The following is a 21506-nucleotide window of genomic DNA, read 5'->3' as shown; positions in this document are numbered from 1 at the left end:
ACATCTGGGTGCGCGGCGGTTGGCCTGGTCCGCCGGGGGGCCGCTGCAGCGGCGCCGCCCGGGTTCCGCCGCGCACGGGCGGGCCGGGCGGGGCCATCGGGCTGGGCTGGCCGGAGGCCTGCGATGGCGGCCACGCCGTCCCGTGCTGGCCGGCGGCCACCGGGATGCCCATCGACTCGGTCTGCGGCGGGCGTCCCGCCATGCCCTGGTGGCGCCCGACCTCGAACGTCAGCTGGGGGCCGTCGGGATTGCCGATGTTGATGCTCTGGCCATCGTGGATGTCGATGACCGGCACCTTGCGTCCGTTGGCGAAAGTCCCGTTGAGCGAGCCGTTGTCGATCGCCAGCCAGCGGCCCTGGTCGAAGCGCAGCAACAGGTGAGCGCGCGAGATCAGCGGATGCGTGATGCGCATGTCGGCCCGGAGATCGCGCCCGATCACCACGTCATGGCCTGCTGCGAAGGTACGTTCCGACCCGTCGTAGCGAACGGTGAGCGCCGGCGGGGCTGCTGCAGTCATCGCCGACAACTCTAGCTCGTGGACCTTTGGCGCCGGGTCCGCTATGCGACCGAGTCGGGTGCCCCTGTGACGACGCAGCGGGTGCGGCTGTAGACGGTGGGCATGCATCGGTTGCAGTGGGTACACGCCGAATGCACGCTGTGCGCGGGCCCGTCGGCGGCGATGCGGTTGATCAGGTCGGGCTCGGCCAGCAGGGCTCGCGCCATCGCGACGAACTCGAACCCCTCGGCCATCGCCAGGTCCATCGTGTCGCGCTGGGTGATGCCGCCGAGCAGGATCAGCGGCATCTTGAGTTCAGCCCGGAACAGCTTGGCGTGCCGGAGCAGATAGGCCTCGCGGTACGGATATTCGCGCAGGAACTTCTTGCCCGTCATGCGGATGCCCCAGCGCAGCGGCGGCTTGAAGGCGCCGGCGAACTCCTTGACCGGGGCGTCGCCGTGGAACAGGTACATCGGGTTGACCAGCGAGCTGCCCGCGGTGAGTTCGATCGCGTCCAGCCCGCCGTCTTCCTCCAGCCACTTCGCGGTGATCAACGACTCTTCGGTGCTGATGCCGCCGCGCACGCCGTCGGACATGTTCAGCTTGGCGGTGACCGCGATCGGCGTGCCCTGCTTCTCGACGGCACGGCGAACGGCCATCACGATCGCCCGCGCGACCCTGGCCCGGTTCTCCAGCGATCCGCCGAACTCATCGGTGCGCCGGTTGATGAGCGGGGATAGGAACGCGCTCGCCAAATAGTTGTGGCCCAAATGGATTTCGACCGCGTCGAAGCCGGCTTCGATCGCCAGGCGGGCCGCGTCCGCATGTCCCTCGATGACGTCGTCGATGTCGTCGCGGGTTGCCTTCTTGGCGAAGCGCATTCCGATCGGGTTGAAGAACCGCACCGGCGCCAGCGCGGTGGCCTTGTTGGTTCTGGGGTTGGCGACCGGCCCGGCGTGGCCGATCTGCGCGCTGACCGCCGCGCCCTCCGCGTGGATGGTGTCGGCGAGTTTGCGCAGCCCCGGCACCGCCTCCGGGCGCATCCAGAGTCCGTTGCCCTCGGTGCGTCCGCCCTGCGACACGGCGCAATAGGCGACGGTCGTCATGCCGACCCCGCCCGCGGCGGGCAGCCGGTGGTACTCGATCAGGTCGTCGCTCACCAGCGCGCCGCCCATCCGCGCCTCGAACGTCGCGGACTTGATGATGCGGTTGCGCAGGGTGATGGGGCCGAGCTTGGCCGGGCTGAATACGTCCGGAATCTGGGGCTGGTCAGATGCCATGTGGGGAGCTTAATGGCGATTGCAAGCGTGGCGAAGCCGGGCGAAGCGGGTCGCCATCATTGGGTACCGCCTGTCGCGTGGAAGACTGGGAGCCGTGGGTGCAATCACACTGGACGGCAAGGCCACCCGGGATGAGATCTTCGTCGACCTCAAGCGACGCGTCGAGGCCCTGACGGCGGCGGGCCGCACGCCGGGGCTGGGCACCATCCTGGTCGGCGACGATCCGGGATCGCAGGCCTACGTCCGGGGCAAGCACGCGGACTGCGCGAAGGTGGGCATCACGTCGATCCGGCGCGACCTGCCGTCCGACATCAGCACCGCCAAGCTCAACGAGACCATCGACGAGCTCAACGCCAACCCCGAGTGCACCGGCTACATCGTGCAGTTGCCACTGCCCAAGCAGCTCGACGAGAACGCCGCGCTGGAGCGCGTCGATCCCGGCAAGGACGCCGACGGCCTGCATCCGACGAATCTGGGCCGGCTGGTGCTGAACAACCCGGCACCGTTGCCGTGCACGCCGCGCGGCATCGTTCATTTGTTGCGGCGCTACGACGTCGAGATCGCCGGTGCACATGTCGTGGTCATCGGCCGCGGTGTCACGGTCGGTCGCCCGCTGGGGCTGCTGCTGACGCGGCGCTCCGAGAACGCAACAGTGACGTTGTGCCACACCGGAACTCGTCACTTGCCGGCGCTGACCCGACAGGCGGACATCATCGTCGCCGCCGTGGGCGTGCCGCACCTGCTGACCGCCGACATGGTGCGTCCGGGCGCCGCGGTGCTCGACGTAGGTGTCAGCCGCACCGACAGCGGCCTGGTCGGTGACGTCCATCCCGACGTCTGGGAGGTCGCCGGGCATGTGTCGCCTAATCCCGGCGGTGTCGGCCCGCTGACCCGAGCGTTCCTGCTGACCAACGTCGTTGAGCTGGCCGAGAAGCAGTGACTTCGGCGAGCACCGCGACGAAGGCGCAGTGGCCGACCCTGCTGGTCGGGCTGATCTTCGTCACGGCCTTCGCGTTGGTGGGGGCCGACTTCTGGCGCCGCGGCTCGTTGCTGATCGGCATCGGTGTCGGCGTCGCTGCCGCCCTGCGGCTGTTGCTCCCCGAGGAGCGGGCCGGTCTGCTGGCGGTGCGCAGCAAGGGCATCGACTTCATGACCACCGCGGCGGTGGGGGCGGCGATGGTCTACATCGCGTGGACGATCGACCCGCTCGGTACTGGCTAGACTCCCGGCCCGGTGATCTGCGGCAGACCCGCCGTGGCGCCGCCGGGCATTCCGGGCATGGTGCCGTTAGGCATGTTTGGCATGGTGCCCGGCATTCCGGGCATGGCGCCGCCGGGCATGTTGGGCATCGCACCGGGCATGCCGCCGTTGGGCATGCCGGGCGTCATGCCGTTGGCTTGCCCAGGCATGTTGCCGTTGGCCAGGTTTGAGATCTCCGCAGGGCAGTACGACTGAATCGCGATGGTGGTGAACGTCTGTGCCATCGCGGGAGACATGCCCCGCCGTCGGATGCTGGCGACGGCGCCGGCGAAGCTGCCGCCGGGCTGGGAGACCATCGGGCAGATGGATTCGCCCACGGCCATGGCGTTGCCCGGCTGGCCGAAGTCGATGCCGGCATGATTGAGCGCGTCGATGAAGGCGTCGTCGGCGTTCGGGTCGGCATTGGCGGGCGCGGCTAACGCCGACGCCGCGGTCAGGAGGGCCGCAGCGGCCGTCAGTAACCGAATGGTCAAGGGTTGGTGACGAAACATCCAGACCCAACCCTGAGTTCGTGCAAGCACTTTCATGACAGCTTCCCCATCTGCCGCGGAGTGCTCTGCCGGCACTCAAATCCCACTTGAAACCATGGGCCATGACTGTCTCGTTTAGAACACGGTGAGATCAAGGTTTGCACTCTTTGCGTTTCGTGGGCGCGACGCGGCCGAGATATCGGTTATTGACCCGAAACCGTTTCGGAGCACTTTCGGTCAATCGACGCCACACTGTGATCTGACACTTGCCCTGGGGCAAAGACTTCCGGATAAGAAATGGGTGAGAATCCGGCGCATGACGACGAATCGCGGCCGTCCGACCGACTATGAGATTTCGCGCCAGACCTTCCTTCGCGGCGCCGTCGGGGTGCTGGCGACCGGGGCGATGTTCGGGACGACTCGGGCCTCGGCGGACCCCATCGCCGCCACGGCCGGGTGGAACGGCCTGGCCTCCACCATCGGCGGCAGTGTCTTGCTACCCGCCAGTGGCGCCCAATTCTCCTCGGGCAAACAGGTCTTCAACTCGTTGTACAACAACTCGGCACCGGCCGCGGTGGTCACCGTCTCGTCGCAGGCGGACGTCCAAAAGGCGGTTGCGTTCGCGACGGCCAACAACCTCAAGATCGCCCCGCGCGGCGGCGGCCATTCCTACATCGGCGCGTCCAGCGCCAACGGCACCATGGTGATCGACCTGCGCGGGCTACCCGGTGGGGCGAACTTCGACGGCGGCAGTGGCAATGTCACGGTCACCCCGGCGACGAATCTGTATGCGGTGCAACAGGCTTGCGCCAACGCCGGCCGCGCGATCCCGATCGGCAGCTGCCCGACCGTCGGCGTCGGGGGCCTGACGCTGGGTGGCGGGATGGGCGCCGACTCGCGTCATGCCGGGCTGGCCTGCGACGCGCTGCAGTCGGCGACGGTGGTGTTGCCCAGCGGCGAAGTGGTCACCGCGTCGGCCAACGATCATCCGGATCTGTTCTGGGCGCTGCGCGGGGGAGGCGGCGGCAACTTCGGCGTGACGACGTCGATGACGTTCGGTACCTTCGCAACCGGCGACACCGACATCGTGCGGATCAACTTCGCCCCGTCGGCGGCCGTGCAGGTGCTGATCGGCTGGCAGACGTGGCTGAACGGGGCCGACCGCAACAGCTGGGCGATGGTCGATCTGTCCGTCGGCTCGAGTCAACCCGACTGCCATATCCTGGCGACCTGCCCCGCGGGCGGGGCCGCGGGGGTGAGCGACGCCCTGAAGTCCGCGGTTGGCCTGCAGCCCACCGGAGTTCAGAACAAGACGATGAACCGGATGGACCTGGTGACGTACTTGGCGGGCGGCAGCTCGACAACGCCGGCGCGTGGCTTCGTCGCGGGATCCGACGTGGTCAATACCGTGAATTCCGCTGCCGCGCATGCCATTGCGACCGCGATCGGGCAGTGGCCGGCCAGCGGCGGCAAGGCGTCGCTGCTCGTCGATCCGTTGGGTGGAGCCGTCGCCGACGTGGCTCCCGGCGATTCGGCGTTCCCCTGGCGCAAGCAGTCCGCGGTGCTGCAGTGGTATGTCGAGCCGGCCGCCAACCAGGTGACCGCCGCGACGCAGTGGCTGGCCTCGGCGCATCAAGCGGTGCAACAATTCTCGGCCGGTGGGTACGTCAACTACCTGGAGCCCAACCCGTCGGCGTCGCGCTACTTCGGGTCCAACCTCTCGCAGCTGACCAGCGTCCGGCAGAAGTACGACCCCAACCACGTCATGTTCTCGGGGCTGAATTTCTGACCTTTTTTTGCCCGCCTCTGAGCGACAATCGCCGTCAGCACACGCGCGTTGATCTCTTGTGCCACTTGTGTTTCTGTGGTCACAGGGTGGCGTTTCTTGTCGGTGGGGCGGTCTAGTTTGACGGTATGAGCTACGAGGAGCTGGCGGACGCGGATATCGACGCGCTGAACACTCAGCAGTGCCTCGCGATGCTGGAACAATGCGAGCAGGTACGTCGCGGGCTGCCCGCCCTCGAGCACCGGCTGATCAACAAGCTTTCCCGCGAGGCCACGCCGGAGGAGTTGGGCGGCAAGCTGTCGCATGCGATCGCCGAGGCGACGTTGATCAGCCGTGCCGAAGCCGGGCGTCGGGTGCGTGAGGCTGCCGATTTGGGCGAGCGATGCGGGCTGACGGGCGAGCCGCTGCCGCCGGTGCTGGCCGCGACCGCCGCGGCCCAGCGCACCGGCCGGTTGGGTGCCGGGCAGGTGGCGGTGATTCGGCGCTTCTGGCACCAGTTGCCCGGGTTCGTCGACGCCGACACCCGCGAGGCCGCCGAAGCCCACCTCGCCGACCTGGGTACCCATTACCGGCCAGAAACCTTGGCCGGGTTAGCGCAGCATCTGATGGACTGCCTCAATCCCGACGGTAACTACACCGACGACGACCGCGCGCGCCGGCGCGGCCTGACCCTGGGCAACCAGGGGGTTGATGGGATGTCGGCGCTACGCGGCTGGCTCACCCCCGAAGCCCGCGCAACATTGGAGGCAGTGCTGGCCAAGCTCGCCGCACCCGGCATGTGCAACCCCGCCGACGAAAACCCCTGTGTGGACGGCGCACCCACCGAAGACGCCATCGAACACGACGCCCGGTCGGCCGCGCAGCGCAACCACGACGGCCTCAACGCCGCGCTGCGCGCGGTGCTCGCTTCCGGGGAGTTGGGACATCACAACGGGCTACCGGCCTCGATCATCGTGTCCACCACCCTGGCCGAACTCGAACAAGCGGCCGGGCGCGGGATCACCGGCGGGGGCACGCGGTTGCCGATCAGCGACGTGATCCGGCTGGCCCGCCACGCCCACCAATACCTAGCTGTCTTCGACAACGGCCAACCCGTCGCGCTGTATCACTCCAAACGGCTGGCCTCACCGGGGCAGCGGATTGTGTTGTACGCCAAGGACCGCGGCTGCAGCGCACCCGGATGCACCGTGCCCGGCTACTACTGCGAGGTCCACCACATCGACGAGTACGCGAACTGCCACACGACCGACGTGGACAACCTCACCCTGGCCTGCGGACCACACCACCGACTCCTCGGGCCCCGCGGCTGGACCACCCGAAAACACCCGAGCGGCCGCACCGAATGGATCCCGCCACCACACCTCGACCACGGCCAACCCCGCACCAACACCTACCACCACCCCAACAAAATGTTCGGCGACTTGGACGAATAGTCGTCAACGCCCCAGCAGGCGGTTCCTCTGCTCGTCGTATTCCTCGTCGGATACGAGGCCCTCGTCGCGCAGCCTGGCAAATTCGCGTATCTCCGCGGCAATTCCCGTTACCACGGTGCGCGGCTCGCTCTCCGGCACCGCATCATCACCGGCCACCGCAGCGTCAACACGCGCGCCCTGGCGTGCGGCCGACTGCTCACGACCGCGCGGGCCGAAGCCGTCGCGGAGTGCGCGCCCGGCCGTGCCGGCCATGGCCATCTCACCAAAGGTGCTGTCGAAGCTAGCCGGCACCGCCGGGGCGGCTGCGGCCGGCGCGGCGGGCAGGGCGAGCGCGATCGGTCGCACCGCGGGCGTCGCCGAGACCCAGGTGGGCGGCACCGAAAGGCCACCGATCGCGTCGGATTCGCCCAGGCCCGCCGCCACCCTCGTGGAAACCATGGTCGGCGTCGTTGCCGACAAGGGTGGTGTCACGCTCCGCACCATCGCCTCCGGCGAGTTGCCCGCCGCATCCCAGCCACTGACGATGTCGTCGGTGTGCAGACCGGTCTGAGCACCGATCAGGTCGATGGGCAGAGATATCGCACCGACCGGCGCCATCGGGGCATCGAGCCCGAAGGCGATTCCGTCGGCGCCGAGATCCAGTGCGTCCAGCGGCGACAACCCCCCGAGGGCAGGCGTCGCGCTGGTCAGCGACGCGGGCACCTCGCCGGCTTGGGCCACGGTGTTCGCCTGGCCGGCGAGCCCGCCCGAGTTGGTGTTCAGCTGCGGCGGTTTGAAGGTCGTCATGCGGCTGGCCGCGGCCGCCGAACCCGCGTAGCCGAACATCGCGGCCACGTCCTGCGCCCACATCTCGCCGTACTGCGTCTCGGTAGCGGCGATCGCGGGGGTGTTCTGCCCCAACAGGTTCGTCGCGACCAGCGACGCCAGCAGGCTACGGTTGGCCGCGACTTCCGGCGGCGGCACCGTCGCCACGAACGCCGCTTCGTAGGCGGCCGCGGCCGCTTGAGCCCCGACGGCCGTCTCTTCGGCCTGCGCCGCGGTGTCCGTCAGCCACGCCACGTAAGTCGATGCGGCGGTTACCATCGCCACCGATGACGGCCCTAGCCACGGCCCCGATGCAAGGCCAGAGATCACCGATTGGTACGAGTTAGCCGTCGAATACAGTTCGGTCGACACGGCTTCCCATGCCGCCGCTGCGGCGAGCATCGGCCCCGCCCCCGGCCCCGCGTACATGCGCGTGGAATTGACTTCCGGCGGAAGTGTCATGAAATCCATTGGTTCACCGCCTATTAGGCGATCCCCCTGGCATTCACCTCTTGCTCCGCATACTCGCTCGAGGGCTGTCCCTTGCGCAGGCTGGCCAACAGTTCCCGATACGGGCCGACGAGGTAGACGGTGTCGCCCGCGCTGAGCCGGGCGTCGCGGCGCGGGTGCAGCCGAACGGGGGCGTCGTCTCGGGTGATCGCGATCACGCGGGCCTGCGTGGATACCTCGAACATCTGCAGGCCGTCGAGTTCGCTGCCCGCCTGCACGTGCATGCCGCCGACCATGAACGATCGGCTGCCCACCGAGAACGTCCCCAGCACCTGCAAACCCATCGCGGCGCCGATGAACCATGGCGCGGCCAATTCGACTGTGGAACGGACGTTTTCGAAGCCGAACCGTTGCGCTACCGCCGACCCGAGGTCGTGGTCGTACACCCGCAATACCAGGGGCACCTCGCTCCACCGGTTACCGGTGGCCGACTCCTGGGAGGCCAACATCTCGCGGAGCACGATCCCGGTCTCGATGTTGACCATGTCGTCACGCGTCAGAACCGCGACCGCGCGCGCGGTTTCGACGCGGGCGGCTTCCAGCGTCTGCCGTAGTGTCGCGTCCCCGAATATCACCGGGACGTCCAGTTCGGACATCGTCGACAGGAAGGGGTTGCCCTGATCGCGCTCGATCACCGCGACGTCATAGCCCTCCGCGATCAGGTCGTTGACGACCCGGATCCCGAGCGCGCTCAGCCCGACGACGATGATGTGGTTGCGCAGGTGCCGGGCGCGTGGGCGTCCGGAGGACCAGACGAACCGGCGGGACAGCATCACGTCGGCGACGAAGGCGACGAGCAGCGCGGTGGTGGTGACGCCGCCCAACATCAACATCGCGGCGTAGATCCGCAGCCACGTCGGCTGCTTGGCGAAGCTGAAGTCGCCGTAGCCCGTCGTGGTGATCGTTTCGTTGGTGAAATAGAACGCGTCGACCCACGACATCCCGGGATGTGTGTAGGAGTAGTGCAGCAACGCCGTCGAGCCGATGATCAGGATCGCCAGGGCGCCCATCACGGGATAGAACGCGGGATTGACCTCGTTGGACAGGGCGCGCGCGGCATAGATCACGCGTCGCAGCTTGGACTGACGCGACCGAGTTCCGGCGCGACGCGGGGCCTTGATACCACACTCCGCCACCTCTTCGGTCGTGCCGATCATGGCCGTCCAGTCACCCGCGTTGACGCGCATATCGCGTCCCGGGCAGGCCACCACCTCACCCGGGTTGACGCTGCCTTCGCCATCGACCACGGCGACCGGGGCGAGGTCGCCGTAGATTTCGCGCAGTGTCGCGTCGTAGGGCGCCTCCGCGCCGAATACGACGAATCGCATGCCGGCCGCGTCGAAGGGGTGTGTGGTTCTCGCCAGGCAAGCCTCGACCACCGCGGGCGCGGCGAGGTCGGCGACGCCGAGGATGGCGCTAGGCCCGTCGTCGGCGGCTACCGCCTCGCGTAGTACGTCGTTGGCCAGCCGTGCCACGACGCGAATGTCGGGGTTTGCTTTCCGCGCCAGCAGGGCGATTTCGAGGTTCGTGGCGTCGTCGACTCCGGCGCAGACGATCGCCGACGCGTGGGCGACCCCGGCCCTGGCGAGTTCGGTCTTGACTCGGGCGCCGGCGAGTTCAGCATCGAGGAGCCTGGCAACGCTTGCGCCCGCTCTTTTCAGCTCCTCGATGATGGTGGTCGCCAACGCGTCGTCACCGCTAACGATGACGCACTGGTGCATGGGTTTCGGCTCCTCCGCGAGATGCTTGACCTGGATCGATTCCTCCAGGGGATTTGGCCGAGCGTAACAGTGCACGAATTGCTGTGAGTTACTGTAAAATTCGCTGGATAATCGCTTGGTGCCGTCGAATTGCAGCTAATTCCCTTGTGGTGCAGCAGCTTTCGATGAGTAATGGGTGGGTGAACAGTCATCGGCAGCTCACACGACTAGGGGCCTTGCTGTGAAGTTCCTGGATTTCCAACGATTTACGAGAGCGCCGCGCTATCGGCCAAATACCCGCAAATTCGGCCGCATTTGTTACTTGTCGGGGCGCCTTTGTTACACGGAGATGACCATCTGCGAATGTCCTGCCAGGATCACTGGCAACTCTCTGTGTCTTTCTGGTCTTTTGCGTGGTTGCCGCCCGGCGGGGGAGAGACAGCGACATCGCGAAGAAGTTAGGCTTTCGCGAGTTTCTCAAATGGCGGATAAGGAAATTGGCGTGTGACAACACCTTTGGCTAACGGACATAAGGCATGGTCGTCGTTTTCCGACGTGTGCAAGCGTGGCCTGCTTGGACGGCCGTTGATCACCGGCCAACTCCAGCACGAGAGATTGTCGAATCCCGTCGCCCTGGGAGTGCTGTCGCCGGACGCGATCTCGTCGACCGCCTACGGTTCCGAGCAGATCATGATCGAGCTGTTGCCGGCGGCGGGAATGGCGGCCTTCGCCCTATTGCTTCCGATCACGGGCGCCATCCTGTTGATCCTGGTGCTGGTGGCCGCGTCCTACCGTCAGGTCGTCATGGTCTACACCCGGTCCGGCGGATCGTATGTGGTCGCGCGCGAGAACTTCGGCCCCCGGGTGGCGCAGGTCGCCGCCGCCGCGCTGTTGATCGACTACGTCGTTACCGTCGCCGTGCAATGCGCGGCCGGGACGGTCGCGGTGGCCTCGGCACTGCCGGCGCTGGGCCCCTACAGCCTCGAGATCACCGTCGCCATGGTGCTATTGATGTGTTTTGCCAACCTGCGCGGATTGCGCGAGGCCGGCGCTCGCTTCGCGGTGCCCACCTATGCCTTCGTGGTGATGGTGTCACTGACGATCGTCGTCGGCATCGTGCGCGAACTGATGGGGAACCTGCCGACGTACGACCCGCAACACATGACCGGAGTGGTGTCGGTTCATCAGGGCAGCGGCCTGATGATGGGCGCGACGGTCTTGATCGTGTTGCGCGCGTTCGCCAATGGTGGCTCGTCGTTGACGGGAGTCGAGGCCATCTCCAACACCGTCACCACGTTCCGAAAGCCCGAAGGCGTCAACGCCCGACGAGTGATGACCATCATGGCCTGTATTCTCGGCTTCCTGCTGGCGGGCGTGGCGTGGCTGACGCACGTCACCCACGCCGTACCGTACAGCGACGGATACCCGTCGATGCTGTCCGAGATTGCCCGGGCCGTCTTCGGCTACGGGGTGGTCGGCAAAGTCCTGTACATCCTGATGCAGGTGTCGACCGCGGCGATCCTCTACACCGGAGGCAATACCAGTTTCAACGGATTCCCGGCGCTGGCCAGTTTCGTTGCGGGGGACCGCTTTCTGCCGCGCCCGCTGATGAAACGTGGTCACCGCCTGGTGTTCTCGAACGGCATCATCGCCCTGACGGCGCTGTCCGTTGCACTGCTCGTCATCACCGGGGGCTCCGTCGATGCGCTGGTGCCGTTCTACGCGATCGGTGTGTTCACCGGGTTCGCGATGGCCGGCTACGGGATGGCCAAGCACTACCTGACCGTGCGCGGCGGGCGGTGGCGGGGCAAGCTGGCGGTCAACCTGGCGGCCGGGATCTTGTCGACGATCGTGGTGGGAATCTTCGCCGTGGCCAAGTTCACCGAGGGCGCGTGGCTGATCGCCATCGTCTTCCCGCTGCTGGTGCTCGGCTTGATGCGGCTCAACCGCCAATACCGCGCCGAGGCTGCGGTTCTGGAGATGTCGCGCACCGAACGTCCCGTGCTGGCCCGGTATACCCGACATAGGGTCTTCGTGTTCGTGGATTCGATCGACCTCGCCGAGGTCGAGGCCGTGCGATACGGAAACGGCTTGCACGCCGACGAGCTGACCGTCGTGCATTTCGTGATCGACGCCGATCACGCCGCGGCGCTGCAAAAGCGCTGGGAGATATTCGAACACGACATCCCGCTGCGCCTGGTCGACTGTCCGGATCGCCACCTCAGCCGGGCCGCACACGAATTGGTCTTGCGGGTCCTGGCTGACCACCCGGATACCAAGGCGACCGTGCTGCTCCCACGCCGGACGTATTCACCGCTGGTCGGCAGGCTGCTGCACGACCGCACGGCGGACAAGATCGCCCGCGCCGTCAGCCGCATTCCCGGCGCGGCAGCGCAGATCGTGCCGTACGACATCGAGTCCCGCATCGCGGAGGTGACCCGGGCATGACGACACCGGATGGCGGGATACCGCTTTCCTTTTCCGACAAATGCAAGCGGACGTTTCTCGGACAGCCGCTGACCACCGACCGGCTCGACTCGGAGCGGCTGTCGAATCGTGTTGCCCTCGGCGCGCTTTCGCCCGATGCGATCTCTTCGACCGCCTACGGTCCGGAACAGATCATGGTCGAGCTGTTGCCGGCGGCGGGAATGGCCGCGTTTTCCCTGTTGATTCCCATCACCGGTGTCGTCCTGTGCATCCTGGTGCTGGTGACCGCGTCGTATCGCCAGGTCGTCATGGCCTATACGCGTGCCGGCGGCTCCTATTCCGTTGCCCGGGAGAATTTCGGCCCCCGGGTGGCGCAGGTCGCCGCCGCGGCGCTGCTGATCGACTACGTGGTCACCGTGGCGGTGCAGCCGGCCGCGGCGACGGTCGCGGTGGTCTCGGCGATTCCGGCCTTGCGCCCCTATCACCTGGAGATCACGCTGGCCGCGGTGGTGCTCATCTGCGTGGCCAACCTGCGCGGGCTACGGCGGTCGGGCCGGACATTCGCGATGACGACCTACGCGTTCGTCACGATGATCACGGTCACCATCCTGACGGGTCTCGTACGCGAAATCGGCTGGGGCCTGCCGCGGTACGACCCGCAACACCTCGCGGGTGCCGTGCCGGTCCATCAGGGCAGCGGGCTGGTGCTGGGGGCGAGCGTCCTGATCGTGCTGCGCGCGTTCGCCAACGGCGGCGCGTCGCTGACGGGGATCGAAGCGGTATCCAACACCATCAACGTCTTTCAGAAGCCCGAGGGCATCAACGCCCGCCGGGTGCTCACCGCAATGGCCTGCATCCTCGGCTTTTTGCTGGCTGGTGTGGCCTGGCTGGCGCACGCCACCCACGCCGTGCCTTACCTGGACGAGTACCCCTCGATGCTGTCCGAGATCGCCCGGGCGGTCTTCGGCCACGGCGCGCTCGGCAACATCCTGTACCTGCTGGTGCAGGCGTCGACGGCGGCGATCCTCTTCACGGGCTGCAACACCAGCTTCAACGGCTTTCCCGCGCTGGCGAGTTTCGTTGCCGAGGACCGCTTTCTGCCGCGCCCGCTGGCCAAGCGCGGACATCGGCTGGTGTTCTCCAATGGCATCCTGACCCTCACCGCGCTCGCCGTGGTTCTGCTGCTCGTCACCGAGGCGAAAGTGACCGCCCTGGTGCCCTTTTTCGCCATCGGCGTGTTCACCGGATTCGCGATGGCCGGGTACGGCATGGCCAAGCACCACCTGACACATCGCGGCGCCCGCTGGCGGGCCAAGTTGGTGGTGAACCTGTTGGCGGGGATCCTGTCGACCGTCGTGGTGGGAATCTTCGTAGTGGCCAAGTTCACCGAAGGCGCCTGGCTCATGGTCGTGGTCTTCCCACTGCTGGTGCTGGCCCTGATGCGCCTCAACGCGAAATACCGTGCGGAGGCGTCGGTTCTGGAGATGTCACACTCCGACGACTGCGACTTTGCCCGGCATCCGCGGCTGCAGGTGCTGGTATTCGTAGACAGCATCGATCTCGCCGAGATCGAGGCCATGCGCCTCGGACACGGCCTGCACGCCGACGAACTCACGGCGGTGCACTTCGTCATCGACGTTGACCGCGCGATGTCGCTGCGCGAGCGCTGGGCGCGCTTCGAACACGACACACCGCTGTGGCTGATCAACTGTCCCGACCGTCATTTGAGCCGCGCCGCACATGAATTGGTCGGCCGAGTGCTCAGCGACCACCCGGAGAGCAGGGTGACCGTGCTGCTCCCGCGCCGCACCTATTCGCCGCTGCTGGGCCGGCTGCTGCACGACCGCACTGCGGACAAGATGGCTCGCGCCGTCAGCCGCATCCGAGGCGCGACGGCGATCATCGTGCCCTACGACATCGAGTCCCGGATAGCCCGGGTCGCCCCCGGCGTGCAGCTCGAATCCCCGGCGGCACCGGTCATCGCAGGAAGGTGACGGTGTCGGACAGCGGCGCGCGGGGCATGCGTGGCGCGGGCGGTTCGGGATCGGCATAGCCAATCGACATGCCGCAGTACAAGACTCGCTCCTGGGGCGGCTCGATGACCTCGGCGATCGTGCGATGGTATTCCGCCCACGCGATCTGTGGGCAGCTGTCCAGCCCCTCGGAACGCAGCAACAGCATCACCGTCTGCAGATACATGCCCGCGTCGCCCCACTGCGGCGGCGGCATGTTGCGGTCCAGATAACAGAACAGGGCGGTCGAGGCGCCGAAGCAGTTCCAGTTCCCGGCGCGGACGCGGGCGCGGGCCGCGAGGTCGTCCTGGGCGATGCCGAGGCTTCCGTAGCGGCGCTTTCCGAAGTCGCTCAACCGTTCCCGATAGGGCGTGCCCATCGGGTCGGGATACAGCGGGACCTCCAGCGCGTCCCCGCGGTCGCCGGCGGCCACCCTCGCGGCGATCCGCTCCTTCAGCCGGGACAGCGGATCACCGGACAGCACGTAAATGTGCCACGGTTGCAGATTGCCGCCCGACGGCGCGTGCGCCGCCGCGGTCAGCACCCGCGACAGCACCTCCGGCTCCACGGGACGGTCGAGGAACGCGCGGACCGCGTGTCTGGAGGCCACCGCTTCGTAGACGTCCACGCGGGTAGTCAGTCGCCCAGTGTCGCCCGAATACACACCGTCACGTACGGCATCGCCAGGCCGGTCGAATTCGCCAGTGCCGGATGGGTCGCCAGCAGCTGGCGCACCTGCTCCAGCGTCTGGGTGCGCACCTCGGCCGGCGACGTGATGCAGTAGCTGCGCGACGCGACCAGATCGATCAATGCTTGCGGCGTCAGGTAATTCGTCCACTCGACCTGGTGGCGTTCGCGCTCGGTGAAGGGCGCGGGCAGCTCCACGTCGAAGCGGCCGCCGTCGCCGTCGCTGCCGATGATCTCGCCCAGTTCCCGCACCCAGCCCAGCCGCTCGTCACGGGTGTTCCACACCAGGCCGAGTCGGCCGCCGGGCCGCAATACCCGGGCCACCTCGGGAATCGCCCGCTGGGGCTCCACCCAATGCCACGCCTGCGCGACCAGCACCGCGTCAACACTGTTGTCTTCCAAGGGAATCTCTTCGGCGGTGCCCAGCACCGCGCGCGTCTCCGGAAGCGTGGCCTGCAGCACCTCGAGCATGTCGGGAATCGGATCGACGGCCATCACCTCCAGGCCGCGTTCCACCAGCCGGGTGGTCAGCTTGCCGGTGCCGGCGCCCAGGTCCAGTACCTTGCGGGCCCCGCGCGGCAACAGCCAGTCGATCGCCTCGGGCGGGTACGACGGGCGGCCACGCTCGTAGGCGGCCGCCGCTGAGCCAAAGGACAGGGAGCGGTCGCGTTGTGAGCGGGTCACCGCCGACACGCGCCTTCGCCGCCGTCGTTCTGTGCGGCCAATTCCAAAGTCTTGCGGACCAATTCGCCCACCGCATCGGTCTCCACCAGGAAACCGTCGTGGCCGCAGACCGACTCGACCACCTGCAGCTCCGCGCAGCCCGGCAGCAGCTCGGCCAGCTCCTCCTGCAGGCGCAGCGGGTAGAGCCGATCGGAGGTGATGCCACCGACCACCGCCGGCACCGGGCAGCCGCCCAGCGCCTTGGCGACGCCACCGCGGTCCCTGCCCACATCGTGACTGTTCAGAGTCTCGGTCAGGGTCACGTAGCTGCCGGCGTCGAAACGGGCCAGGATCTTGTCGCCCTGGTGTTCCAGGTAGCTCTGCACCGCGTAGCGGCCGTCTCCAAATGGGGGGCCGGGGTCCTCGTCACCCTGGCTGCCATTGGCGAACCGGGTGTCGAGCTCGACCTCGCCGCGATAGGTCAGGTGCGCGAAGCGCCGCGCGATCGTCAACCCGGCATCGGGCTTGCGCCCGGTGTCGTGGTAGTCGCCGCCCTGCCAGTCCGGGTCGGCCTTGATCGCCGCGATCTGGGTGGTCTGGGTGCCGATCTGGTCGGCGGTGGCGCGCGCGCCGACCGCGAGCAGCAGACCCGCCCGGACCCGATCGGGGTGGCCGACCATCCATTCCAAAGCCCGTGCACCGCCCATGGACCCACCAACAACGGCGGCAACCCGATTGATTCCCAGTGCCTCGAGGGCCGCGATGTCGGCCTCCACCTGGTCCCGCACGGTGATCAGCGGAAACCTTGAGCCCCAAGGCTTTCCGTCGCGGGCGCGCGAGCTCGGGCCGGTGGAGCCCCGGCAGCCGCCGAGCACGTTGGTGGCCACGGCGCACCAGCGATTGGTGTCGATCGGCGCGCCGGGTCCGGCCACCCCGTCCCACCAGCCGGCGGTCGGGTGCCCGGGGCCGGCCGGACCGGTGATGTGCGAATCACCGGTCAGCGCGTGCAATACCACTACTACGTTGTCGCGGGTCGGCGACAACTCACCCCAGCGCTGCACCGCGATGCAGACATCGTCGATGACCGCGCCGCTCTCGGTGGTCAGCGAGCCGATGTCGATCAGGCCGATTTCGCCTTCGGCGGGCAGCGTCTGGGTGGGAACGTCGGAGATCGTCATGACCGCAACTCTCAGAAGGCCGCCGCGGTCTGCGGGTTGCCGCTGAACTTGCGGGCCGCAGCGAAACCGAGCTCCAGGTCGGCGAGGATGTCGTCGATGCCCTCGATGCCGACGGCCAGCCGCACCAGGCCGGGGGTGACCCCGGTGGCCAGTTGCTCAGCCGGACTGAGCTGGGCGTGTGTGGTCGACGCCGGGTGAATCACCAGCGACCGCACGTCGCCGATGTTGGCGACGTGGCTGTGCAGCTGCAGTGCGTTCACGAACGCCTTGCCCGCCTCGATGCCGCCGGCCAGCTCGAACGCCAGCACGGCCCCGGTTCCCTTGGGCGCCAGCTTCTTTGCCCGCTCGTGCCAGGGCGAGCTGGGCAGCCCCGCGTAGTTCACCGACAGCACGCCGTCGTGGCCCTCGAGGAATTCGGCCACCCGTTGCGCGTTGGCGACGTGGCGCTCCACGCGCAGGCTCAGGGTCTCGATGCCCTGGGCGACCAGGAACGCGTTGAACGGCGCGGCGGCCGAACCGAGGTCGCGCAGCAACTGCACGCGCGCCTTGAGCGCGTAGGCGGGCGGCCCCAGCTCGGCGAAGACCACGCCGTGGTAGCTCGGGTCGGGCGTGGTGAAACCGGGGAAGCGGCCCTGCGTCCAGTCGAACGTGCCGCCGTCCACGATGACGCCGGCGATCGCGGAGCCGTGCCCGCCGAGGTACTTGGTGGCCGAGTGCACCACGATGTCGGCGCCGTGCTTGAACGGCTGGATCAGGTACGGCGTGGCAATCGTGTTGTCCACGATCAATGGGACCCCGTTGGCGTGGGCGACCCCGGAGACGCCCGGGATATCCAGCACGTCGATCTGCGGGTTGGAGATGGTCTCGGCGAAGAACGCCTTGGTGTTCGGCCGGACCGCCGCCTGCCAGGAGTCCAGGTCGTCGGGATCGTCGACGAAGCTGACCTCGATTCCGAGCTTGGCCAGCGAGTAGTGGAACAGGTTGTACGTGCCGCCGTAGAGCCGCGGGCTGGACACGATGTGATCCCCGGCACATGCCAGGTTCAATATGGCGAATGTCTCAGCTGCCTGCCCGGAGCTGAGGAACAGCGCGGCGACGCCGCCCTCGAGTGCGGCGATGCGCTGCTCGACGACGTCGGTGGTCGGGTTTCCGATGCGGGTGTAGATGTTGCCCGGCACCTCCAGCCCGAAGAGGGCGGCGGCGTGCGCGGTGTCGTCAAAGGTGTACGACGTGGTCTGGTAAATCGGCAGGGCGCGCGCGTGGGTCGCCGCGTCGGGCTGCTGGCCTGCGTGCACCTGCCGGGTTTCGAACGACCAATTCGCGGTCGGATCGCTGTCGTTGTTATCGCTCATGGGAAGCTTCCCCTGTCTGGCTCAGGGGCCCGTCATGGCGGACCCGCGCTTGCCGGATAGCCGGTTGTGGCTACTCAACCTGGTCTTCACCCGGAGCACCCCACCGCGGTTGGAGGGTTGCCGGCCAGCAAGCCGGGGCTTAATGCTGGCGCTCATGACCAATACGAAGCCTATCTTACTGTGCCGACCCAGTGCTAACCGTGGCAGTGCAGATCCAGGTCAACACCTGCTCAAACGCCCTTGATAACGTGGCAGCAAGATCGCTGAGCCCCCCATGATCTATCCGTTAATGCCGGGAGAGGGACCGTGAGCGCGAAGAAGCCGACTGTCATCTACACGCTGACCGACGAAGCGCCGTTGCTGGCGACGTACGCGTTTCTGCCGATCGTGCGGGCCTTCGCCGAACCGGCGGGCATCGAGGTCAAAACCAGCGACATCTCCGTTGCTGCGCGGATCCTCGCCGAGTTCCCCGAGGACCTCACCGACGAGCAGCGGGTGCCCGACAACCTGGGCGAGCTGGGCCGGCTGACGAAGCTCGCCGACACCAACATCATCAAGCTGCCCAACATCAGCGCCTCGGTGCCCCAGCTGGTCGCCGCCATCAAGGAGCTGCAGGGCAAGGGTTACAAGATCCCGGACTTCCCGCACAACCCGAAGACCGACGAGGACAAGGAGATTCGCGACCGCTACGCGAAATGCCTTGGCAGCGCGGTCAACCCGGTGCTGCGGCAGGGCAACTCGGACCGTCGCGCGCCCAACGCGGTCAAGGAGTACGCGCGCAAGCACCCGCACAGTATGGGGAAGTGGTCGCAGGCGTCGCGCACCCACGTCGCGACGATGAAGCACGGCGACTTCTACCACGGCGAGAAGTCGATGACCTTGGACCGCGCGCGCAGCGTGAAGATGGAACTGGAGACCAAGGGCGGCAAGACAATCGTCCTCAAGCCCACGGTGTCGCTGCGCGAGGGCGACGTCATCGATTCCATGTTCATGAGCAAGAAGGCCCTCATCGAGTTCTACGAGGAGCAGATCGAGGACGCCTACGAAACCGGCGTGATGTTCTCGCTGCACGTCAAGGCGACGATGATGAAGATCAGCCATCCGATCGTCTTCGGCCACGCCGTGAAGACCTTCTACAAGGACGCCTTCGCCAAGCACCAGGCGCTGTTCGACGAACTCGGCGTCAACGTCAACAACGGACTGTCGGATCTGTACGACAAGATCGAGTCGTTGCCCGCGTCCCAGCACGACGAGATCATTCGTGACCTGCACGCCTGCCACGAACACCGCCCCGAGCTGGCGATGGTCGATTCGGCCAAGGGCATCACCAACTTTCACTCGCCCAGCGACGTGATTGTGGACGCGTCGATGCCGGCGATGATCCGCGCCGGCGGCAAGATGTACGGCGCCGACGGCCGGCAGAAGGACACCAAGGCCGTCAATCCCGAGTCGACCTTCGCGCGCATCTACCAAGAGATCATCAACTTCTGCAAGACGCACGGGCAATTCGATCCGACCACGATGGGCACCGTCCCCAACGTCGGCCTGATGGCGCAGCAGGCCGAGGAGTACGGCTCGCACGACAAGACGTTCGAGATCCCCGAGGACGGTGTCGCCAACATCGTCGACCTGGACACCGGGGACGTGCTGCTGACGCAGAATGTGGAAGAAGGCGACATCTGGCGGATGCCGATCGTCCGGGACGAGCCGATCCGCGACTGGGTCAAGCTGGCCGTCACCCGGGCGCGAAACTCGGGCATGCCGGTGGTGTTCTGGCTGGACCAGGAGCGCCCGCACGAGAACGAATTGCGCAAGAAGGTCAACACGTATCTGGCCGACCACGACACCGAGGGCCTCGACATCCAGACCATGTCGCAGGAACGGGCCATGCGGCACACGATCGAGCGCGCGATGCGCGGGCAGGACACTATCGCCGCGACCGGAAACATCCTGCGCGACTACCTCACCGACCTGTTCCCGATCCTGGAGCTGGGCACCAGCGCCAAGATGCTGTCCATCGTGCCGTTGATGGCCGGCGGCGGCATGTACGAAACCGGGGCGGGCGGTTCGGCGCCCAAGCACGTCCACCAGCTCGTCGAGGAGAACCACCTGCGCTGGGATTCGCTCGGTGAATTCCTAGCGCTGGGAGCGTGTTTCGACGACGTCGGCATCAAGACCGACAACGAGCGCGCCAAGATTCTGGGCAAGACGCTGGATGCCGCGATCGGAAAGCTGTTGGACAACAACAAGAGCCCGTCGCGCAAGACCGGTGAGCTCGACAACCGGGGCAGCCAGTTCTACCTGGCGCTGTACTGGGCCACCGAGCTCGCCGGGCAGAAGGACGACGAGGAGCTGGCCAAGCACTTCGCCAAGCTGGCCGAATCGCTGCGCGACAACGAGAAGGCCATCGTGGCCGAACTCGAGAAGCCCCAGGGCGAGGCGGTCGACATCGGCGGCTACTACCAGCCCGACAGTGAGAAGACGGCGGCTGTGATGCGGCCGAGCAAGACCTTCAACGAGGTCATCGCGGCTTCACAGGCCTAGCTGGCCGACGGGTCGATGACCTCGCGTTCCGGCCGCCTGCAGTCGTCGATGAACTCGGAGATGACCTGCGCGACGCGGTCGGGCGCCTCGAACATCGGCACGTGACCGACGCCGTCGAGCCGCGTCATCCGCGTTCCGGCCGGCAGGAAGTTGGTGAAATGCCGGTAGAACCTGCTCGCGGGCACCACCCGGTCCTTCTCGCACAGCACCAGCTGGACCGGCACCCCGGTGTCGGCTAATTGCAGGAGGCCGGGATCCAGCAGCGACTTGGCCAGCAGCTGGAAGTACGCGGGGCAGTGCGCGGCGTCTTCGACGACGGCCGACAGTTGGCGCTCGCTGATGCCGTCCGGCGTCGCCGTCAGCGGCAGCGTGGCCAGCCGGCGGCTCAGCGGCAGCTGCAGGGTGCGCTGGCCGAACAGCCGGGCCAGCGCGAGCATCGGCATGCCCGCGATGAACTTGCTGATGACCTCGAATTTCACCGGGCTCCACCGCGTCCAGCCGCCCGCGGCGCCGATGCCGGTGACGCTGCGGGCCCGCCCGCGGCGCTCCAGCTCGAACGCGACCCAGCCGCCCAGCGAGTTGCCCACCATGTGCGCGGTTTCCCAGCCCAGCTCGTCCAGCTGGCGCTCGACGTGGTCGGCCAGGACCGACGAGCTCAGCAGCCAGGTGCCCGCGTACGGTCCGCCGTTGTGCCCTGCCATGGTCGGGGCGAACACCTCGTAGCGGCCGGTATCGGCCAGCCGCGGCGCGACGGGCTCCCAGACGGTCTGCGACATGAGGAACCCGTGCAGCATCAGGACCGGCTCTCCAGAACCCAGGTGGATCGGCGTGCGAGTGGTCATCCTCCGACATTAAATGCGGTACCGCCGGTACTGCAAGCGAGGACGCGGCCGCCGAGCCGCGC

General features: G+C 67.2%; 16 protein-coding genes, 1 pseudogene and 1 riboswitch. Of the genes and pseudogenes, 7 read left to right on the top strand and 10 right to left on the bottom strand.

Annotation, left to right across the window (positions count from 1 at the left end):
• Together MRAB57_RS02415 and MRAB57_RS02410 are read right to left on the bottom strand one after the other, a co-directional pair.
• A partial coding sequence (locus tag MRAB57_RS02415; protein WP_157900677.1) for an FHA domain-containing protein occupies window positions 1-517 on the bottom strand: 517 nt, incomplete at its 3' end.
• 41 nt (window positions 518-558) lie between these two features.
• On the bottom strand, window positions 559-1776 hold the full coding sequence (locus MRAB57_RS02410; protein ID WP_077086134.1) for an NADH:flavin oxidoreductase: 1218 nt from the start codon (window positions 1774-1776) through the stop codon (window positions 559-561).
• 94 nt (window positions 1777-1870) lie between these two features.
• Between MRAB57_RS02410 and MRAB57_RS02405 the strand changes: the two genes are divergently transcribed.
• On the top strand, window positions 1871-2716 hold the full coding sequence (locus MRAB57_RS02405) for a bifunctional methylenetetrahydrofolate dehydrogenase/methenyltetrahydrofolate cyclohydrolase (protein ID WP_077086133.1): 846 nt from the start codon (window positions 1871-1873) through the stop codon (window positions 2714-2716).
• 38 nt (window positions 2717-2754) lie between these two features.
• A complete protein-coding gene (locus MRAB57_RS02400) occupies window positions 2755-2997 on the top strand; it encodes a DUF3017 domain-containing protein (RefSeq protein ID WP_245836045.1) in 243 nt (80 codons plus the stop codon).
• On the opposite strand, the gene MRAB57_RS02395 is transcribed toward MRAB57_RS02400, so the two are convergent.
• On the bottom strand, window positions 2994-3563 hold the full coding sequence (locus MRAB57_RS02395; protein WP_083743280.1) for a DUF732 domain-containing protein: 570 nt from the start codon (window positions 3561-3563) through the stop codon (window positions 2994-2996). The genes MRAB57_RS02400 and MRAB57_RS02395 overlap by 4 nt on opposite strands.
• Window positions 3564-3822: 259 nt before the next feature.
• Between MRAB57_RS02395 and MRAB57_RS02390 the strand changes: the two genes are divergently transcribed.
• Entirely contained in the window at window positions 3823-5295 is a 1473-nt protein-coding gene (locus MRAB57_RS02390; RefSeq protein WP_077086130.1) for an FAD-dependent oxidoreductase, read from the top strand.
• A 125-nt stretch (window positions 5296-5420) separates the two neighbouring features.
• A complete protein-coding gene (locus MRAB57_RS02385; protein ID WP_077086129.1) occupies window positions 5421-6725 on the top strand; it encodes an HNH endonuclease signature motif containing protein in 1305 nt (434 codons plus the stop codon).
• A gap of 3 nt (window positions 6726-6728) precedes the next feature.
• Here the strand turns inward: MRAB57_RS02385 and MRAB57_RS02380 are convergent, their stop codons facing one another.
• Together MRAB57_RS02380 and MRAB57_RS02375 are read right to left on the bottom strand one after the other, a co-directional pair.
• Window positions 6729-8000, bottom strand: coding sequence for a PPE family protein, SVP subgroup (locus MRAB57_RS02380; RefSeq protein WP_077086128.1), 1272 nt, complete (start codon window positions 7998-8000; stop codon window positions 6729-6731).
• Between the two features lie 14 nt (window positions 8001-8014).
• Window positions 8015-9760: an NAD-binding protein gene (locus tag MRAB57_RS02375; protein ID WP_077086127.1), complete on the bottom strand. Its 1746-nt coding sequence runs from the start codon at window positions 9758-9760 to the stop codon at window positions 8015-8017.
• 495 nt (window positions 9761-10255) lie between these two features.
• Between MRAB57_RS02375 and MRAB57_RS02370 the strand changes: the two are divergent.
• Together MRAB57_RS02370 and MRAB57_RS02365 are read left to right on the top strand one after the other, a co-directional pair.
• Window positions 10256-12172 (top strand): annotated as a pseudogene (locus MRAB57_RS02370) (APC family permease); the annotation flags it as partial.
• A gap of 11 nt (window positions 12173-12183) precedes the next feature.
• Entirely contained in the window at window positions 12184-14160 is a 1977-nt protein-coding gene (locus tag MRAB57_RS02365) for an APC family permease (RefSeq protein ID WP_083743278.1), read from the top strand.
• Here MRAB57_RS02365 and MRAB57_RS02360 read toward each other — a convergent pair.
• The 4 genes from MRAB57_RS02360 to MRAB57_RS02345 are packed head-to-tail and all read right to left on the bottom strand — an operon-like array spanning window position 14144 to window position 18058.
• Window positions 14144-14806 carry a nitroreductase gene (locus MRAB57_RS02360; protein WP_077086126.1) on the bottom strand — a complete coding sequence of 221 codons (663 nt, stop codon included), beginning with the start codon at window positions 14804-14806 and terminating at the stop codon, window positions 14144-14146. The two genes, MRAB57_RS02365 and MRAB57_RS02360, sit on opposite strands and share 17 nt — an antisense overlap.
• A gap of 8 nt (window positions 14807-14814) precedes the next feature.
• Window positions 14815-15549 carry a class I SAM-dependent methyltransferase gene (locus tag MRAB57_RS02355; RefSeq protein WP_077090345.1) on the bottom strand — a complete coding sequence of 245 codons (735 nt, stop codon included), beginning with the start codon at window positions 15547-15549 and terminating at the stop codon, window positions 14815-14817.
• Window positions 15546-16706 carry a homoserine O-acetyltransferase MetX gene (gene metX / locus MRAB57_RS02350; protein ID WP_077086125.1) on the bottom strand — a complete coding sequence of 387 codons (1161 nt, stop codon included), beginning with the start codon at window positions 16704-16706 and terminating at the stop codon, window positions 15546-15548. The genes MRAB57_RS02355 and metX overlap by 4 nt, the downstream gene beginning before the upstream one ends.
• Before the next feature lie 11 nt (window positions 16707-16717).
• Window positions 16718-18058 carry a bifunctional o-acetylhomoserine/o-acetylserine sulfhydrylase gene (locus MRAB57_RS02345; protein ID WP_077086124.1) on the bottom strand — a complete coding sequence of 447 codons (1341 nt, stop codon included), beginning with the start codon at window positions 18056-18058 and terminating at the stop codon, window positions 16718-16720.
• A gap of 40 nt (window positions 18059-18098) precedes the next feature.
• Window positions 18099-18218, bottom strand: a riboswitch (SAM riboswitch).
• Between the two features lie 146 nt (window positions 18219-18364).
• On the opposite strand from MRAB57_RS02345, the gene MRAB57_RS02340 reads away from it, so the two are divergent.
• Window positions 18365-20602: an NADP-dependent isocitrate dehydrogenase gene (locus MRAB57_RS02340; RefSeq protein ID WP_077086123.1), complete on the top strand. Its 2238-nt coding sequence runs from the start codon at window positions 18365-18367 to the stop codon at window positions 20600-20602.
• Here MRAB57_RS02340 and MRAB57_RS02335 read toward each other — a convergent pair.
• Window positions 20599-21399 (bottom strand): alpha/beta fold hydrolase, encoded by an 801-nt coding sequence (locus tag MRAB57_RS02335; protein WP_077090344.1) that lies wholly within the window; start codon window positions 21397-21399, stop codon window positions 20599-20601. The two genes, MRAB57_RS02340 and MRAB57_RS02335, sit on opposite strands and share 4 nt — an antisense overlap.
• Between the last annotated feature and the right edge of the window lie 107 nt (window positions 21400-21506).

Origin of the sequence: Mycobacterium rhizamassiliense (assembly GCF_900157375.1) — a bacterium.
In the GTDB taxonomy this organism is placed as follows: Bacteria; Actinomycetota; Actinomycetes; order Mycobacteriales; family Mycobacteriaceae; genus Mycobacterium; species Mycobacterium rhizamassiliense.
The sequence above is the reverse complement of the archived record's forward strand: the minus strand, read 5'-3'. Positions and strand labels throughout refer to the sequence as shown.

Coding starts and splice junctions, on each gene's coding strand:
- MRAB57_RS02395 (WP_083743280.1), bottom strand. CDS start 3,563: ATGAAAGTGCTTGCACGAACTCAGGGTTGGGTCTGGATGTTTCGTCAC.
- MRAB57_RS02390 (WP_077086130.1), top strand. CDS start 3,823: ATGACGACGAATCGCGGCCGTCCGACCGACTATGAGATTTCGCGCCAG.
- MRAB57_RS02345 (WP_077086124.1), bottom strand. CDS start 18,058: ATGAGCGATAACAACGACAGCGATCCGACCGCGAATTGGTCGTTCGAA.
- MRAB57_RS02385 (WP_077086129.1), top strand. CDS start 5,421: ATGAGCTACGAGGAGCTGGCGGACGCGGATATCGACGCGCTGAACACT.
- MRAB57_RS02365 (WP_083743278.1), top strand. CDS start 12,184: ATGACGACACCGGATGGCGGGATACCGCTTTCCTTTTCCGACAAATGC.
- MRAB57_RS02380 (WP_077086128.1), bottom strand. CDS start 8,000: ATGGATTTCATGACACTTCCGCCGGAAGTCAATTCCACGCGCATGTAC.
- MRAB57_RS02410 (WP_077086134.1), bottom strand. CDS start 1,776: ATGGCATCTGACCAGCCCCAGATTCCGGACGTATTCAGCCCGGCCAAG.
- MRAB57_RS02375 (WP_077086127.1), bottom strand. CDS start 9,760: ATGCACCAGTGCGTCATCGTTAGCGGTGACGACGCGTTGGCGACCACC.
- metX (WP_077086125.1), bottom strand. CDS start 16,706: ATGACGATCTCCGACGTTCCCACCCAGACGCTGCCCGCCGAAGGCGAA.